The organism is Algoriphagus sp. Y33 (assembly GCF_014838715.1).
Classification (GTDB): domain Bacteria; phylum Bacteroidota; class Bacteroidia; order Cytophagales; family Cyclobacteriaceae; genus Algoriphagus.
This window is the reverse complement of sequence record NZ_CP061947.1, coordinates 800,883-816,648: the sequence shown is the minus strand read 5'-3', so window position 1 is coordinate 816,648 and position 15,766 is coordinate 800,883. Positions and strand designations below refer to the sequence as shown.

Annotated in this window: 14 protein-coding genes; 7 read left to right on the top strand and 7 right to left on the bottom strand. The window is 41.3% G+C overall.

The annotated features are described in order from the left end of the window. Positions 1–82 precede the first annotated feature (82 nt). Positions 83–763, bottom strand: coding sequence for an ERCC4 domain-containing protein (locus ID165_RS03445; RefSeq protein WP_192348998.1), 681 nt, complete (start codon positions 761–763; stop codon positions 83–85). A 535-nt stretch (positions 764–1,298) separates the two neighbouring features. Between ID165_RS03445 and ID165_RS03440 the strand changes: the two genes are divergently transcribed. Continuing rightward, the gene (locus ID165_RS03440; RefSeq protein ID WP_192348997.1) at positions 1,299–2,018 is read left to right on the top strand and encodes an NAD(P)-dependent oxidoreductase; all 720 of its coding nucleotides are present in this window, start codon (positions 1,299–1,301) and stop codon (positions 2,016–2,018) included. Positions 2,019–2,104: 86 nt separating this feature from the next. Here ID165_RS03440 and ID165_RS03435 read toward each other — a convergent pair whose 3' ends face one another. Then, positions 2,105–2,521: a hypothetical protein gene (locus ID165_RS03435; RefSeq protein ID WP_192348996.1), complete on the bottom strand. Its 417-nt coding sequence runs from the start codon at positions 2,519–2,521 to the stop codon at positions 2,105–2,107. A gap of 309 nt (positions 2,522–2,830) precedes the next feature. On the opposite strand from ID165_RS03435, the gene ID165_RS03430 reads away from it, so the two are divergent. Further along, positions 2,831–3,028: a hypothetical protein gene (locus ID165_RS03430; protein WP_192348995.1), complete on the top strand. Its 198-nt coding sequence runs from the start codon at positions 2,831–2,833 to the stop codon at positions 3,026–3,028. Between the two features lie 80 nt (positions 3,029–3,108). Here the strand turns inward: ID165_RS03430 and ID165_RS03425 are convergent, their stop codons facing one another. Continuing rightward, on the bottom strand, positions 3,109–5,517 hold the full coding sequence (locus ID165_RS03425; RefSeq protein ID WP_192348994.1) for an ABC transporter permease: 2,409 nt from the start codon (positions 5,515–5,517) through the stop codon (positions 3,109–3,111). A gap of 134 nt (positions 5,518–5,651) precedes the next feature. Beyond that, on the bottom strand, positions 5,652–8,030 hold the full coding sequence (locus ID165_RS03420) for an ABC transporter permease (RefSeq protein WP_192348993.1): 2,379 nt from the start codon (positions 8,028–8,030) through the stop codon (positions 5,652–5,654). Positions 8,031–8,287: 257 nt separating this feature from the next. Between ID165_RS03420 and ID165_RS03415 the strand changes: the two genes are divergently transcribed. Together ID165_RS03415 and ID165_RS03410 are read left to right on the top strand one after the other, a co-directional pair. After that, positions 8,288–9,448: an FG-GAP-like repeat-containing protein gene (locus ID165_RS03415; protein WP_192348992.1), complete on the top strand. Its 1,161-nt coding sequence runs from the start codon at positions 8,288–8,290 to the stop codon at positions 9,446–9,448. A 230-nt stretch (positions 9,449–9,678) separates the two neighbouring features. After that, positions 9,679–10,164 carry a hypothetical protein gene (locus ID165_RS03410; protein ID WP_192348991.1) on the top strand — a complete coding sequence of 162 codons (486 nt, stop codon included), beginning with the start codon at positions 9,679–9,681 and terminating at the stop codon, positions 10,162–10,164. A 37-nt stretch (positions 10,165–10,201) separates the two neighbouring features. Here the strand turns inward: ID165_RS03410 and ID165_RS03405 are convergent, their stop codons facing one another. Both ID165_RS03405 and ID165_RS03400 read right to left on the bottom strand, forming a co-directional pair. Continuing rightward, positions 10,202–10,372 carry a hypothetical protein gene (locus ID165_RS03405; protein WP_192348990.1) on the bottom strand — a complete coding sequence of 57 codons (171 nt, stop codon included), beginning with the start codon at positions 10,370–10,372 and terminating at the stop codon, positions 10,202–10,204. A 158-nt stretch (positions 10,373–10,530) separates the two neighbouring features. Continuing rightward, complete coding sequence (locus tag ID165_RS03400; protein WP_192348989.1) at positions 10,531–10,764, bottom strand: hypothetical protein; 234 nt, start codon at positions 10,762–10,764, stop codon at positions 10,531–10,533. 175 nt (positions 10,765–10,939) lie between these two features. On the opposite strand from ID165_RS03400, the gene ID165_RS03395 reads away from it, so the two are divergent. The 3 genes from ID165_RS03395 (at position 10,940) to ID165_RS03385 (ending at position 13,232) form a co-directional block, all read left to right on the top strand. Further along, positions 10,940–11,293 (top strand): DUF6152 family protein, encoded by a 354-nt coding sequence (locus tag ID165_RS03395; RefSeq protein WP_192348988.1) that lies wholly within the window; start codon positions 10,940–10,942, stop codon positions 11,291–11,293. A gap of 2 nt (positions 11,294–11,295) precedes the next feature. Beyond that, positions 11,296–11,772 (top strand): DUF6644 family protein, encoded by a 477-nt coding sequence (locus tag ID165_RS03390; RefSeq protein WP_192348987.1) that lies wholly within the window; start codon positions 11,296–11,298, stop codon positions 11,770–11,772. 329 nt (positions 11,773–12,101) lie between these two features. Then, positions 12,102–13,232 (top strand): ATP-binding protein, encoded by a 1,131-nt coding sequence (locus tag ID165_RS03385; RefSeq protein ID WP_192348986.1) that lies wholly within the window; start codon positions 12,102–12,104, stop codon positions 13,230–13,232. Between the two features lie 95 nt (positions 13,233–13,327). On the opposite strand, the gene ID165_RS03380 is transcribed toward ID165_RS03385, so the two are convergent. Beyond that, positions 13,328–15,688: an ABC transporter permease gene (locus tag ID165_RS03380; protein WP_192348985.1), complete on the bottom strand. Its 2,361-nt coding sequence runs from the start codon at positions 15,686–15,688 to the stop codon at positions 13,328–13,330. Between the last annotated feature and the right edge of the window lie 78 nt (positions 15,689–15,766).

Sequence of the window (15,766 nt, the reverse complement as noted above, 5' to 3'; positions counted from 1 at the left end):
TCATGCCTTCCCCGGAGGAAAAGAACCGAAGTTCAATGGGGATTTTCTGTTTCCCAACAAAGCTACTTCTTCCACCTATCATTTATTTCTTCAAAATTTCAATGAGACTTTCCACAGTCTTTTTTCCTATTCCCGGAACATTCAGCAGCTCTTCTTCACCTGCGGTAAAGACTCCATGGAGATTTTCAAATTTCATCAGGAGTCTTTCTGCTTTATCCGCGCCTATCCCCGGAAATCCTCCCAAAACATGGACTTTTTGGGCTAGAAGAAGGTCATTTTTAGTTTTTGAGACACTGGGTCTGGGGTAGAACCGCTGTTCTTCCAGCCTATCCCGTGTGAGTTGTTTGAAGCTCTGCAACATAACCTTCACCGTTTCCCGTGTGCTTTTGGTACGTAAAACAGGAAGCCTAAATGCCAAGGACAGGGAAAGCAAGATGCCCTGAAGAGCCTGAGGGGAAAAATCCGTATGCTTAAAATCCCTTTTTTTCCCTTCTAGGATGATACAAGAAGGAATTCGGCTTTTGATCAGCTTTCCCGCCTGCCTGAACAACCGACCGTCTTTGATGGAAAGGCAAAAATCAGGTACTGTTTTCCTTTCTACCAAAAAATTCCCGTCAAAGAGATAATCACCTGCTGCCAACCGCTGTCGGTGAATGATCATATTGCCCAATTTCCGGAACTCATATTCCAACGAGGCAGGCTCCCTGTCATCAATAGTGACCTGTAAGGGGAAATAGTAAGAGGACTTCAGCAAATTGGACATTGAACTATAAGGCTTTTATTATCCAATTTAGGAGATATGAAGTGACTTTTCCAGTCTTCCTCAGAAATTGAGTAGGGCTGTCGATTACTGATTTTGGATTATTGCTCCTTGTTAAGGATGTCAAAATTAGTGGAGATGTATATTATTCCATCCCTTGTATCCAAGTCTTTTGGAACAAACCAAATCTCCGTAAATAAAAATTGCAGGTAATATCAGTGGATAAGATGCAAATCAATAAATTAGTTCTTGGCAAACTTGCCTTAGCTAATAAAATCAGAAATAACCCATACGACGGATGACGATGACCTACCATCTCAAACCGCATCCGGTATCAGGAAAAACTTAGAATTATATATTTCACAAGATTGGATGTACTTTGGCGAAACCGGATACTAGAGAGGACAATCTCAGCACATTCAATACTGCGTTGTATAACTATGCTTTTTATTGTCAAAAGGATAGTTTCTGATGAAAAAGAAAGTATTGATGTATCAAAAGCAACTTATTCAGGATCAGACGAAAAACACACATAAAAATGGCAACATTGGTAGTTGGGGCAAGCGGTGCAACAGGAAAACTTCTGGTAGAGCAGTTACTGAAATCAGGGCAACAGATTAAAGTAATTGTCCGCCCCACAAGTACTATTCCTGACTCTTGGAATACCGATCCAGCCATAACCCTAATCAGGTCGAACATCTCAGAAATCGGGTTGGAGAGGATGGTAAAGCACCTTGCCGACTGTGAGTCTGTAGCCTCTTGCCTTGGGCACAGCATGACATGGAAGGGCATTTATGGACATCCCGGAAAACTTGTCACTGATACAGTCCGGTTAGTAGCTGAGGCTGCATTAAAAGAAATACATCAAAAGCCGATTAAATTTATCCTGATGAATACGGCCGGAAACAGAAATAGAGATTTGACTGAACCGGTTTCGTTTGGACAAAAAATTATGATCGGTTTAGTACGATTGCTTTTACCTCCGCATACTGACAATGAAAAAGCTTCCGATTACCTGAGAATTGACATCGGGCAGAATAATCCAGCTATTGAATGGGCAGTGGTCCGTCCAGACACCTTAATCAATGAAGACGAAGTAACTGATTATTCGACATACAGTTCGCCTACAAGAAGCGCCATATTCAACCCGGGAAAAACAAGCCGGATAAATGTCGCACACTTTATGAAAAACCTTATTACAGATGAAAAAACATGGAGCAGATGGAAAGGAAAAATGCCTGTAATTTATAATGCTTAAGATGGATCGAAAACAGCAATGTTACGGCTGCTTTAATCCAATACATCGGATATGTTAGCAATAGAGCCGCTAAAGCATATTCCGGATTAAATACCTTTCCCCTCCAGTTCCCTGATTAATTGATCCTTCATGTGGATCAGTCGCTCTTTGTCTTTAAGTTGCCCTTCCATAGAGTCCACAAGCTTTTTCAGTGCCTCGATTACTTCCTGCTTTTGGCGTACCGCCTCTTTAGTCACCCATTCCTCTTTGGGCTCTTCCACCATATCACGGGCCACAGATAAGTTCGCGTTCAACATTTCCCCTTTCCCCGTCAAAAGCCAGGCAGGATTCACTTCGGGGTACTTTTCCATGAACCGTACAATCCATCTGGTCTGTACATCTTTTTCGGTTCCTACAGCCTTGGAAAGAGTGCCGTTGGCAGATCCTATGGCAGATTCGATAGTTCGGATGCTTATTTTGCTTCGGAAAGCGAATTCTCCAATTCTTGTGACAATTACTGACATTATAGAAAAATAAATTAATTATTGTTGCTTTATAGATACAAATCACGATAATTCTTCTACTTATAGAAATATAATAAAAAGAGTCGATCTTTTAACAATTTGTATCGACCTTATACGCTAAAGCTGTTCCTCCGCCATATTACAAATAGCTTCGCTCAGATGATCCCTGCAGCATTTTTAGGACTACCGGTATTGATTCGGTTTGGCGATCTACAAATAATTCAAATGTCCCTTAAGTATCTACAGTATAGATTCTTTTTGTCCGGATATTCAGTTTGATTTTTCATCTAAACAATACTACGGATATCAATGTATGTCTTGAACGTTTCGAATCTGAACAATCTATCCTTTAGTCATGAAAATCCAAACTTACAGAAAAATGCCTCACAGATTTGTGGGTTACTGATCAAATCACTGGAAATCCGTCGCCGGGTAATTACCTTTATTTCCGGTGAATGGGAATCCGATGAAGAACTTTTCGCAGAGCTCCAAGAATCATTCAATTAGCATAAATTACCGGAGGCTCAGGTCCACTATATTTTGCATCCCTGATATATTTGAAAATGTCACAATTCATACTTCCTTTCCTACTCACTTTTCAGACTCTTCACCGGATTCATAAGTGCGGCTTTGAACGCCTGGGAACTTACCGTCGCCAAGGCAATCAGTACACCAACCAGACCCGAGACTGCAAATACCCACCATTCAATATCTATTCTATAGGCAAAATCCTGAATCCACTGATTCACCACATACCAAGAAACCGGAACTGCAATTACAATCGCAACCAAAACCAGTTTGATAAAGTCCTTGGAGAGAATTGCAACTACAGTCGTCACGGAAGCTCCCAAAACCTTTCGGATTCCTATTTCTTTTATCCGCTGCTCCAACGTGAATGACACCAAACCAAATAGCCCCAAACAGGAAATCAGAATAGAAAGCCCCGTCAGCATGCCTACAATGCTGTTGACTGTCCGGTCGGCCCGATATAATTCCGCGAAGTGATCATCGAGAAACTGATATTCAAACTCCCTCTCCGGCATCTGCGTATTCCAGATGGACTCGATTTGGGCAAGAGCTTCAGGTATGTTCTCACCACTCAATTTTACAGATACCTCTTCAAAGCCCCAGTTGCGCTGATTAAAAATTGTCAACGTTTCTATTTTATGATGCAGAGAATTAAAATTGAAATCCTTCACAACCCCCACCAATCGTCCTGCCGAATCCATTCCGCTAAACCCAAACCGAGAACCTATCAATGACTCTATATCCTTTCCTTCTCCATCCTTCAGAATAAGCTCTTTTGCAAGAGATTCGTTGATCATATAGGTATTTCCGTTATCCCCTTTGCTGTCATTGAAGTTTCTTCCTGCAATCAACTCTATCTTATAAACATCCAAAAAGTCAGGATCCACCACCACTTGTGAGGTAGCAAGGTTTACTGATGGCCCAGCCCCATGAAATGTGATTCCTGTCTGATGAAGGTTGTTTCCCAGTCGCTGACCTGAAGCGGTGACTTCCTGCACCTGCGAACTTCCAAGCAAAGACTGCTTTAGCGTCTCATATCGCTCTGTAAACCGTTGCCCAAATGGGATTATGATTACCTGCTCATGGGAAAAACCCAAGTCTTTTTCCTGCATAAACCTCACCTGACGAGAGGCAAACAAAGTGGAAATAATCAGGAAAATAGCACAGCTGAATTGTACCACAACCAATACATTTCTAAAATCAGCCTTCCTTTTCCCTGTGACTGGAGCGCCTTTCAAAACCTTCACCGGATTAAAATTAGAAAGGTAAAGCGCAGGGTACAAACCAGAAAGGATTCCTACCATTACAGCCCCAAATAGCATTGAGCCTAAAAATATTGGCTCCCTGAATAACGGAAATTCAAGCTGCCGCTGACTGAATTCGTTCATAAATGGAAGAGCAAGGGATACGAAAACTGCAGCCAGTACCATAGCCATTAGGCTTATCATAATTGATTCTCCAATAAACTGTAGGTACAATTGAGACTTGGATGCGCCAGAAGCTTTCCTTACACCTATCTCCATGGCCCGACTCACGGATTTGGCAGAAGATAAATTCACAAAATTGATCCCGGCGATAAAAAGAACGATCAATGCGATGTAAAAGAAGATATTGGTATATGCTCTGTCAAATTTCTTAAAGTTGATATAGTCATGAGTAATCTCCGAGGAACCTGCATGCACATCGCCTATACCTTGTAGATAGAGAGTAAAAGCTTCATCCGCCCCCTCACCCATATGTGATATCATATAATCAGGCAACTTGGCTTCCAAGCTCGGAATGTCTGTTCCGTCGGCTAACTCCAAGTAAGTTGTGAACCAGTTGGGTCCCCAACTTCCAAGATCGTCCGGTGCGAAATGAGAGCTGAATGAGGTTAATCCCTCAAATTGCAAATGGGAATTCTCAGGGATATCCTGAATCACCCCAGTAACAGTATAAGAAACCGTATCCTGATTAGCTTTAGACAAGGTTTTACCTAAAGCCGATTCCTTACCAAAAATTCGTTGAGCACTACTTTCTGTTAGGATTAAACTATTTGGCTGTACTAAAGCAGTGGAAGGGTTTCCTTCCTCTAATTTGAAATCAAAAAGCTGAAAAAAACTGGAATCAGCCCAAAGCGTATTATTTAATGTTATTTGTTCCTGGCCATGGCGAAGGAGCAGTTCATTTTCAGGAGCAAATCTGGTATAATTTATCACTTCTGGAAATTCCTCTTTCAATGTTGGTCCCATCGGCATCATAGTCAATGCTACTTTTTGGGGAGCAACCATACCTTCCCAATTCTGCACCTCATTGAGACGATAGATATTTTTGGTGTGTATGCTATCAAAATCCCGCTCATAATTCACAAATAGCAAAATCAGAATACAAACCGCCATGCCTATGGACAGTCCGGCAATATTCAGAAAGGAGAACAATTTGTTTTTCCTAATATTTCTGAAGGCGATTTTCAGGTAGTTCTTTAGCATCGTTTTATTAAATTAAAATTGGAAAATTGAAAAATCAGGTTAGCCTAATCATTCATTCTAAATTTTTTAATTCTTGGCTCTTAGTTATCGGTTCTACCTACTTGATACCAGATACTCGTTACTAGATGCTATCATCACTCACTCTTCAGCGTATCCACAGGATTCATAAGCGCTGCTTTGAATGCTTCAAATCCTACTGTCAGCATAGCCACCGCAATCCCCAAGAATCCTGAAAGTCCGAAGAACCACCATTGGATTTCAATCTGATAGGCAAATTCCTGCAACCAAATAGTAGATCCATAGTAAGCAATGGGAAATGCCACCATTATGGCGATCAGAATCAATTTCACAAAATCCGAAGAAAGCAAGGCCACAATGCTGGCCACAGAAGCTCCCAAAACCTTGCGAACGCCTACTTCTTTGATTCTGGACTCGGCATTGAAAGCCGCCAAACCAAACAGTCCGATGCAGGACACGAAAATGGAGAGCATAGCTGCAATCGTTGTGATCTGCTTCCACTTTTGCTCCCGCTCATATTTCATTAGGTTATTCTGATCCTCAAAGCTGTAGGAAAATGGCATATAGGGCACAAACTTTCTAAATAATGTCTCAATGGATTTGATTGTCTCGACTGTATTGTTTGGATTCAGTCTGATGAAAAGTGATTGCAGCCCGTAGTTAGGATCTTGCGTCATCACAAGAGGAGCTATTTTCTCCTTGAGGGATGCATAGTGATAGTCTTCCACTACACCGATGATGTTCATCTTCTTATTTTTCCACTCAAAGTCCACCTCTTTGCCCACACCGGAAGTCCAACCCAATTCCTGCAAAAACGCCTCATTCACTATAATCGCATCGCTGGGATCAGTACTGTGCGCGACAGAAAAATTCCTCCCCTCCACTAACGTAATATCGAGCGTGTTTAAGAAATCATCGTCTACGCCTATGTAGCCAAAATCTATCTGCCTATTCCCTACTTTGGCACCTGTTCCATTATAGTTCCCATTAAATCCACCCACGGATTCTACACCCGGAAGGGACTGGATTTCCTGTTTGATTCCACTTATGCCATCATCTATACCGCGAAGACCGCTCAGTTTCATCAGATTATCATCGTTGTATCCCAGATCTACCTTAGTCAGGTAGTTGAACTGACTGAAAATCACAATAGTCCCAACGACGAGGCAAATAGAAATTGTGAACTGAAATACGACCAAGGCTTTGGTCAGGAAGTTCTGCTGCAATAGCTTCGCCCGATTATACAAACTCTTCGATGGGCTGAAGCCTGAAAGCATCAGAGCCGGATAAAATCCTGCCACCAAACCAGTGATTCCAAACAAAGCAACAAAAAGGGTAATCAGCTGGAAATCCAACAAATAAGAAAGCTCCAGTCGCTTATCGGCTAACTCATTGAAAAATGGAAGAGAAAGCTGGGTGAGAATAAATGCCAACACCAGAGCAATGAATGTCATTAAATAAGACTCGGTGAGAAACTGAAAAATCAACTGTCTTCTATGGCTGCCGATTACTTTTCTGATCCCGATTTCTTTTGCCCGCTTGAGAGACCTTGCTACCGCCAGATTCACAAAATTGATGCAGGCAATCGCCAACAAAAACAATCCTATGCCGGATAATATGTAAGAATATACCGGGCTACTTGCTTTCTCCAGTCCATTTCTCCCGCTGCCGATTTCCGAATCCAGATGGATATCCATAAAGGGCTGCAATCCAAAACTTATCTTGCTGTCAAACCCGGGAGAATCCTCACGTTCCTTCGCCGAATTTTGCTCAAAAACCCTATTCATTTTATCCGCAACTTCTTCCAAATCAGCCCGCTCATCCAACTGGACGAAGGTATTCATATAAAATCCCAACCATTCCGTATCTGTCCAGCCATTTACCTCCTGGAAGGCAAAAGAGATCACAGAATCAAACTGAAGCGATGAATTTTGGGGGATGGTTTTGGCCACTCCCGATACAGTGAACGGCTTGAATTCCTCTCTGACCTTAAGCTCTATCACTTTCCCCACGGCATCGGTAGTGTTAAAATAATTCCTTGCCATATCCTCCGTAATCACAATAGAACCAATATCAGTAAGCACAACACTTGGATCTCCATAAAGCAGCGGAAGTGTAAAGACCCCGAAAAATTCCGGATCAGCAAACAAGACATTGGTGCTAAGCAGCTCGTCTCCCTTTCTCATCACGAAAGGCTGGCTTTGGGTGCGGATTACCTCCTTGATCTCGGGAATTCCCTCCTGAAATGTAGGACCATGAATAGCGTTGGTGCTTGCTATGGTATTTGAACCCTCAGCATTGGACATGGTGACCTTTATCCGATAGAGATTTTCACCATTTTCATGAAATCTGTCAAAGCTTGCTTCGTCCTTCACGTAAAGCAGAATCAGCATACAGCAAGCCAAGCCAAGCGATAGTCCGCCGATATTGACAAATGAGAAAACCTTGTTTCTCTGTATGTTCCTCCAGGCTATTTTAAGGTAGTTTCGAAGCATAGTTTTGGATAGAGGTCAGGAAATTCCCTGCGCTAATTCCCACAATTATGCCATAAAAAAATGCTTATTAACGCTCAATTCAGCCTTTCCTAATTTTAGATAAATTAAACTCCGAACATTTTTGTTCGCTCTCGGGCGAAATCTCATCATTCGAATTAAAGCTAAGTTTCAATCCTTATTTCATTTTTCATAAAATATCAAGTCCTTCGGTTTTTCTCCTAAACCCCTTATATTTAAAGAGTACCAGCCAAAAAAACATGTTTTACATCTCCATTGTCTACTTGTTTCTGACCTCTCAAACTCAGAAAGCACCTCTTTTTGAGCCGCAAATTATCGATTCGGAGATTTCCATCGGCTACGGGCTGGCTATCGGCGATGTGGACGGCGATGGCATGGATGATATACTTTTGGCCGATAAAAAGGCTTTTGTCTGGTATAGAAATGGTGACTGGAAAAAGCATGTCATGGCCGAAAACCTTACCGAATCGGACAATGTCTGTATCGCTGCCCAGGATATCAATGGAGACGGAAAAGTAGAAGTCGCAGTTGGGGCGCAATGGAATCCGGGTGAAACTTCGGATACTGAAAGGTCCGGTGCTGTATTTTATCTAATTCCTCCTGATGATCACAATCCGAAATGGGAAGCAAGGCCTCTTCCACATGAACCTACTACACATCGGATGCGCTGGGTAAAGAATGGTAATACCGCTCATCTGATTGTAGTTCCTCTCCATGGCAGAGGAAATGCAAACGGCGAAGGTGCGGGAGTAAAAGTCATTGCTTACAAATTTCCAGAAAACCCTGCTACAGATTGGCACTATGAAGTAATCGATGAAAGCATGCACCTGACCCATAATGTGGATATAACCGGTGAGGCTTCGGATAATTCTATTCTTTTGGCAGGAAAAGAAGGAGTTAATCTATTGACAGAATCCAATTCATCTTGGGAAAAAGAAAAATTAAACCTCCCAACAGACCCAAGTGTGGGGGAATTACGCTTAGGAAATGCATCTGGACAAAATCAATTTCTGGCAACTATCGAACCGATGCATGGTACCACGCTGGTCGCGTATGAAGGTTTTGATCAAAACTTACAATCAAAAGAGCTAAAAAGAACTATCCTTGACACCCAGCTCAAAGACGGTCATGCGCTTGCAGTTGGTGATTTTCTAGGTTTGGGATCGGATCAAATCGCCGTGGGATGGCGCTTACCAAACGAAGCTGGCGAGTTCGGCATCAAACTTTTTATACCCAAAAGCGGCTCGTTCTCAGAATATGAGGAAATGTGGATAGATAAAAACGGAATGGCCTGTGAGGATTTACAGGCTGCGGACCTGGATGGAGACGGCAAGTTGGATCTGATTGCATCAGGCAGATCTACCAAGAATCTCAAGATCTATTGGAATAAAAGTAAGTGAGTTAAGCTGCGGGATCAGAGTCCTCGCTACCCATCATGGAATGAATCAACTTTATTATCGAAAAAAAACCAGAAAAACGTCATTGCGAATACTGAAATTGGAATATGTGAATTAAGGATGAATTAAAACTTGATATTTGTAGCATTGCAATCCTTGAATCTGTCACGTATAAAATAGCCTCTCAAAATCCTATAAGACAAAATTTTCACTTTAACCAAAACCCAAAAACCATGAAAATCAGACTTCTATTTATTCTTGCATTACTTATTGTATCGTTTTCTTGCCAAGAAAATAAGGAGCCGGATTCATTTAATAAAATGGCAGGTAGATGGGAACAAATTTTTGAAGTAAATGGACTCTACGAAAGTTATCACTTTATTGAATTTAAGGAAGATGGTACTTTTCACATGGAGATGAGTGCCAGAACTATGGAGACAGGTGAAAATATGGGATTCAGAGGTATTGCAGACGGCTCCTATCAAGTTCAAGACAACATCGTTATCATGACAGAGGAAGTCCTGTTTAGCCGCGATTATGATGACCCCGCATATGTTGATGACAATACTTTTTTTCCGAAGGAAGCTCTAATACCAAGTGAAAATACTTCCGAGATTTCTTATAAAATTGAAAGTGACTTTTCCGAACTCCGTTTTATCTGTCCAGAAAATTCTTTCGATTGTATGGAATTCACTACTTATGTGAAAGTTACCGATTAGGATTTTTGAAAATGCTTTGGGGTTAAGACCATGGATTCTAGACTGAATTGAATCCATGGTCTGCCAATATCACAATTCCAAAACCGTCAGTGAATACGCTGAAGAAGGAGCAGAGTCTTCCTCCAATTTCCAACTTATGGTCTGGAATTCCATGATCGTCAATATTCCGCTCCTTCAGAGCTTGAATTGTGCTTCTTCCTCTTTTCACCCAGCCCGGTGGGCTGGGCTTTGATAATCCGGGCTTTCAGCCCTTAAATTTTATTCCACTGAAAACTGTGGACTGTTGACCGTGGGCCTTCTACAACTATCTTCGGAATCCGAAATCTTTAGCTCTTGACTCTTGGCTCTAGCTACTTGATACTATCTTCACTCGCTCTTCAAACTCTTCACCGGATTTATCATAGCCGTTTTAATAATCTGAAAACTTAGGATCAAACCGGATATCAGCAAAATAACCACTCCTGAAATCAAAAATGTACCCATCCCTATTTCTATCCTGTTGGCAAACTGCTGGAGCCAACTTTCCAACGCCATGTAGGTAATGGGAACCGTAATCCCAAAGGCTATTAGAACCAGCAGCAGAAATTCCTTGGAAAGCAAATAGGGATCGGATCAAAAAGGAATAAGCAATTAAAACCCCAGCATCTAAATCCTATGGAATACCATTGATAATTCGACAAAACCATCAAACAATTTGTTATCAAAATAGACTGATTACAAGTAACTTACACAGAATTTTTTGTTAATTTTAAGTTATATCAAACTCCAAATGGCCATGATTTACTTAAAAAACACGTCACTTCTACTAATATTTATTCTAAGCGTCTCCTTTGTGTATCTGCATCATGGATGGGCTAACTATGACCAGACAAAGGTTCTGGATTTTGAATCCACCATTGAAGAATCCACTTTTGAGAATCCTCATACAATAGCTAAGATGAACTATCAGGATGAACTCTGGACGGTCATTCTCGCTCCTGCAAGCCGGATGACTGCACGCGGACTATCTGCAGAAATGATCAAAAAAGGTACTTCTGTAAGAATTATCGCATACCCTCATAAAACAGAAAAGGGAGAAATGCGAGCTGAAACCATATACATAGATGGCAAAAAGTACGAGTTGAGATAACCGTGACCGAATACCTTCACTGGCTTGAGAATTCAACTTGGGCGTCTGCAATCCGTCAATCTTTATGGATGTATCCGGCTTTGGAAATTATCCATATTCTGGGTATTGTCCTTCTAGTCGGTGCTGCGTTGTTATTTGATTTCCGCCTATTGGGTTTTTCCAAAAATCTACCCTTGGCAGGTATGTCCCGTTACCTATTACCTTGGTCTCAGCGTGGGTTAATTTTGGTGATTCCTTCGGGATTACTATTATTTATCACCAATGCCGAAACGCTGGGTTTGGATCCAACCTTCTGGTTAAAGGTGTCATTGCTTATTGTGGCAGCACTAAACGCTCTCGTATTTCACAAATTTGTTTACAAAGGTCAAATTGATCCAAATATTTCACACTCCCTTTCCCTACGCTTTAAAATACCTGCACTAATCTCAATTGCCGTTTGGATTGCGGTGATCTCCTGTGGCCGTTTATTGGCTTACTGAACTAACTTCTTGGATCACACTCTGCCCTGGTCTATATCACTGTGGCCTGATCCTCAACCGACCACCTTTCCTTAAACCCTAATTATGCATTAGAAAATCTACTACGGCTTCAAACCGTCTCAAGGTTAATTGGTTGCATAATCTTCATTATTTATTATTCAGCCTTCATAATTCTAAAGGTTGTCAGGGTTGTTTGCATAGTAATTTTCGATTTGAATCAAGAATTATTATAATATTTTTAGGTTTGAATCTAATAATATTATGGTAATTTTAGATTTGATTCTAGAATCATACTTGTTTTTTTAACTGATGACAAAATTCAATTGAAAATGCAGATCAAACGATACCTTGAAAACACTATCAAAAGTCGCTTGTTTAAAGGAAAAGCGATCTTATTGTTCGGGCCACGCCAAGCAGGGAAATCAACGTTGATAGAAACAGTGTTGGGAGAAATTGGTCAGCCATGGATATACTTTACCGGAGATGAGTCGGATACCCGAGAGCTATTATCAAATACAACTTCTACAAAACTTAAGGCTCTGATCGGCGAAAATAAAATCATATTTATTGACGAGGCGCAACGGATTCCAGAAATAGGGCTAACGCTCAAAATCATCACTGATCAGTTGAAAGGAATACAGGTCCTTGCGTCGGGTTCCTCCGCATTCGAACTCGCAAACCGTGTCAACGAGCCACTTACCGGAAGGAAATACGAGTTTATGCTTTTCCCCCTCAGTTTTTCGGAGATGTGCAAACACCATGGATTATTGGAAGAAAGGCGGCTGCTAGACCAGCGTTTACTATTCGGGTATTATCCTGAAATAGTAGTAAAACCCAGAGAGGAAATTGAATTGCTGAAGCTATTGGCTGAAAGTTATCTTTACAGGGATCTGCTAATACTAGAGCAGGTAAAGAAACCCGCATTATTGGAGAAATTGGTCAAGGCTCTGGCTTTACAGGTTGGAAGTGAGGTTTCCTATCAGGAACTTGGACAATTGGTTGGTGCGGATAATAGCACAATAGAAAAATATATCCAATTGCTGGAGAAAGCATATGTGGTATTCGTCATACCTGCTTTTAGCAGAAATGTGCGAAATGAGATCAAAAAAGGAAAGAAAGTTTATTTTTATGATGTTGGGATAAGGAATGCTGTAATCAATAATTTCGGACAATTAAATAACCGGATGGATGTAGGGTCACTGTGGGAAAACTTCTTCATTTCAGAGCGTAAAAAATACCACGAATACCAAAAAACAGGGACAAAATTGTATTTCTGGCGTACAACACAACAACAGGAAATAGACCTTATCGAGGAAACATCAGACAGCTTGCATGCTTTTGAATTAAAATGGTCGGAAAAACACAAAGTTCGCTTTCCCCAGACTTTTACGGCAAACTATCCCGATGCCATTACAAGCATAGTACATCCCAATAATATGGAAGAATACCTGATGGAGTAAATGCTAAACCGATTGTATTGTACACATTCTTCAAACTATTTGCAGAATCCATACTTTGCCTTTACTTATCTCCTTTAGAGAAAACACGTGGTCTTTTAATCACTCCGAAGGCTGTCCACAGGATTGGTAATAGCTGCCCTTAGGGAATTCAGGCTAACTACGATTAAAGAAAGTAGCATCACTGCTATCCCTACTACTACAAATAGCCAAATACTGATGGAAATATGATAAGTGTAACTATCCAGCCAATTGTTCATTTGCCAGTATGCAAACGGTACGGCAATGATAAATGCAATCAGCACAAGCTTCAGAAAGTCCTTGGATACCAGTAGTAGAACCTGTGATACGGTAGCACCCAAAACCTTGCGGACACCGATTTCCCTCGTCCTTTTTTCGATCGTAAAAGAGGCAAGCCCTGCCAATCCAATACAACAGATAAATATTGCTATTCCTGAAAAAACAGTGATGATTTTGCTCACCATATCTTCAGACAAAAACTTTAGCTCAAATTCCTGATCCACAAACCGATATTCGAATGGTACAGCAGGATTGTATTTTCGAAATATTTCTTCCACCGTTTGTAATCCAGCCTGAACCGGAGTCTCTTCTTTTAACCTGATGCTGATTGAGTAGGTAGTTGCAGGATCAAAAAATACCATCATAGGATCTACGGGGTTGAATGGGGAATCCATGACGATGTTGTCTGTCACACCGATTACGTTATAAGTAGATTCACCATACCTCATCTGCATTCCAATCGGCTCGTCCAGCCCCATGGCCTCAACTGCTGCCAAATTCAGGATCAAGGAAGATGAATCACTTGGCATCCCCGTAAAATCTGTTCCTTGCAGCATTTTCACTCCCATAGTTTCTGAGAAGTCAACATCTGCATACATGCCCGCCATAAGCAGGTTGATATCTGTGGGCTTGCCTTCCCAATCAGGCGATGGGGATCTCCACCAGATACTCGTAATGGGCGAAAATGTCCGGGTGGTTGCCTGCACCATTCCTGTTTTGAGAAGCTCATCCTTAATTCCCGAAAAGTTCTTTTGGATGTCATCTGAGGATGAAATCATAATGAGATTATCGGGGTTATATCCTATATCCCTGTTTTTGATATGCTGGATCTGCTGATAAACAATGAGTGTACAGGAAATCAACAAAATCGAAATAACAAACTGCCCAACTACCAGAATGTTCCTGGGCATTACAGCCTTATTTCCAGCCAAGAATGTCCCCTTTAGGATTTTTATAGGATTGAAAGAAGACAGGTAAATGGCGGGATAACTTCCTGCGATCAAGCCGGTGAAAGTCACAACAGCTAGCGATAGTATCCAAAACACCTGCGAACTTAGATCCAGAGATAGAGTCTTGCCCGAAAGCTGGTTGAACCAGGGCATCAACAGGTAAACAGTAAGCACTGACACCATAAAAGCAAGCAAAGTTAATATCATAGACTCAAAAAAGAATTGCAGCATTAACTGCTTTTTGCCCGAGCCCAGGGTTTTGCGTATGCCTACTTCCTTCGCCCTCCTTTCAGACCGGGCAGTGGATAAGTTCATAAAATTGACACAGGCAATCAAAAGAATTATCACCGCAACAATCGAAAAAAGGCGGACATAAGAAATCATACCTCCTGTATTTACCCCATCTTTAAACTCCCCGTATAATCGCCACTTGCTCATCGGGAAGGCAAAATATTCACTGATTTCTTTATCAGGTGGATTGTTCTTGATTTTTATGTCTGTGATTTTATGTGAAAGTTTCTCAGCGTTGGTTCCAGGCTGGATCTGCAAAAAGACATTCCAGGATGAATTTCTCCAGTTCGTCAAAGCCTGTTGTAAGCTCTCATCTGAATAATTGAATAGATGGACGTAATCAAACTGAAAGGTGGAATTACCCGGCAGATCCTTTAGAACGGCAGTGACCGTTACCTCCTTGTTATTATCAATCTTCAGCGTTTGATGCAGTGGATTCACATCTCCAAAAAGTGCTTTTGCCGCAGACTCAGTGAGAATAATAGAACTGGGGTCCGGTAGAGCTGACTGGGCAGTTCCCTGAAGAAATTCCCAGGAAAACATGTCAAAGAAATTTTCGCTTACTGTCATCCCATTTTTACGCTGCTTTATATCTTCATATCCTAAAATATGAGATTCCGCATAGGAGGTCATTACCGCCTTCTCCACCTCAGGGAGTTCCTGCTCTAAACTGGAGGCAAGCGGAAAAACCATGTTTTTATCGGTGAAAATCTGGTTGTTGTAATCCCGATGTGCCATCACTTGGTAGATCTCACCATAGTTTTCATGAAACTTATCGTAAGTAAGTTCATCGTACACCCAAAGCAAGATAAAGATGGTGCAGGTGCAGCCAAGGGATAAGCCAACAATATTTGTCAGGGAGAAAAGCTTATTTCTCGTCAGGTTGCGAAAAGCGATTTTAAAATAGTTTTTCAGCATGGTTTCTCGAATTTGACTGTCTATAAAATGATTCCATAGTTCCCTTTTTCCTCTATCCTCTTGACTCTTTTGATCTTG

Excerpts from the sequence above, each read along its gene's own strand:
- ID165_RS03445 (WP_192348998.1), bottom strand. The coding sequence starts at position 763 with ATGTCCAATTTGCTGAAGTCCTCTTACTATTTCCCCTTACAGGTCACT.
- ID165_RS03440 (WP_192348997.1), top strand. The coding sequence starts at position 1,299 with ATGGCAACATTGGTAGTTGGGGCAAGCGGTGCAACAGGAAAACTTCTG.
- ID165_RS03435 (WP_192348996.1), bottom strand. The coding sequence starts at position 2,521 with ATGTCAGTAATTGTCACAAGAATTGGAGAATTCGCTTTCCGAAGCAAA.
- ID165_RS03430 (WP_192348995.1), top strand. The coding sequence starts at position 2,831 with ATGTATGTCTTGAACGTTTCGAATCTGAACAATCTATCCTTTAGTCAT.
- ID165_RS03425 (WP_192348994.1), bottom strand. The coding sequence starts at position 5,517 with ATGCTAAAGAACTACCTGAAAATCGCCTTCAGAAATATTAGGAAAAAC.
- ID165_RS03420 (WP_192348993.1), bottom strand. The coding sequence starts at position 8,030 with ATGCTTCGAAACTACCTTAAAATAGCCTGGAGGAACATACAGAGAAAC.
- ID165_RS03415 (WP_192348992.1), top strand. The coding sequence starts at position 8,288 with ATGTTTTACATCTCCATTGTCTACTTGTTTCTGACCTCTCAAACTCAG.
- ID165_RS03410 (WP_192348991.1), top strand. The coding sequence starts at position 9,679 with ATGAAAATCAGACTTCTATTTATTCTTGCATTACTTATTGTATCGTTT.
- ID165_RS03395 (WP_192348988.1), top strand. The coding sequence starts at position 10,940 with ATGATTTACTTAAAAAACACGTCACTTCTACTAATATTTATTCTAAGC.
- ID165_RS03385 (WP_192348986.1), top strand. The coding sequence starts at position 12,102 with ATGCAGATCAAACGATACCTTGAAAACACTATCAAAAGTCGCTTGTTT.
- ID165_RS03380 (WP_192348985.1), bottom strand. The coding sequence starts at position 15,688 with ATGCTGAAAAACTATTTTAAAATCGCTTTTCGCAACCTGACGAGAAAT.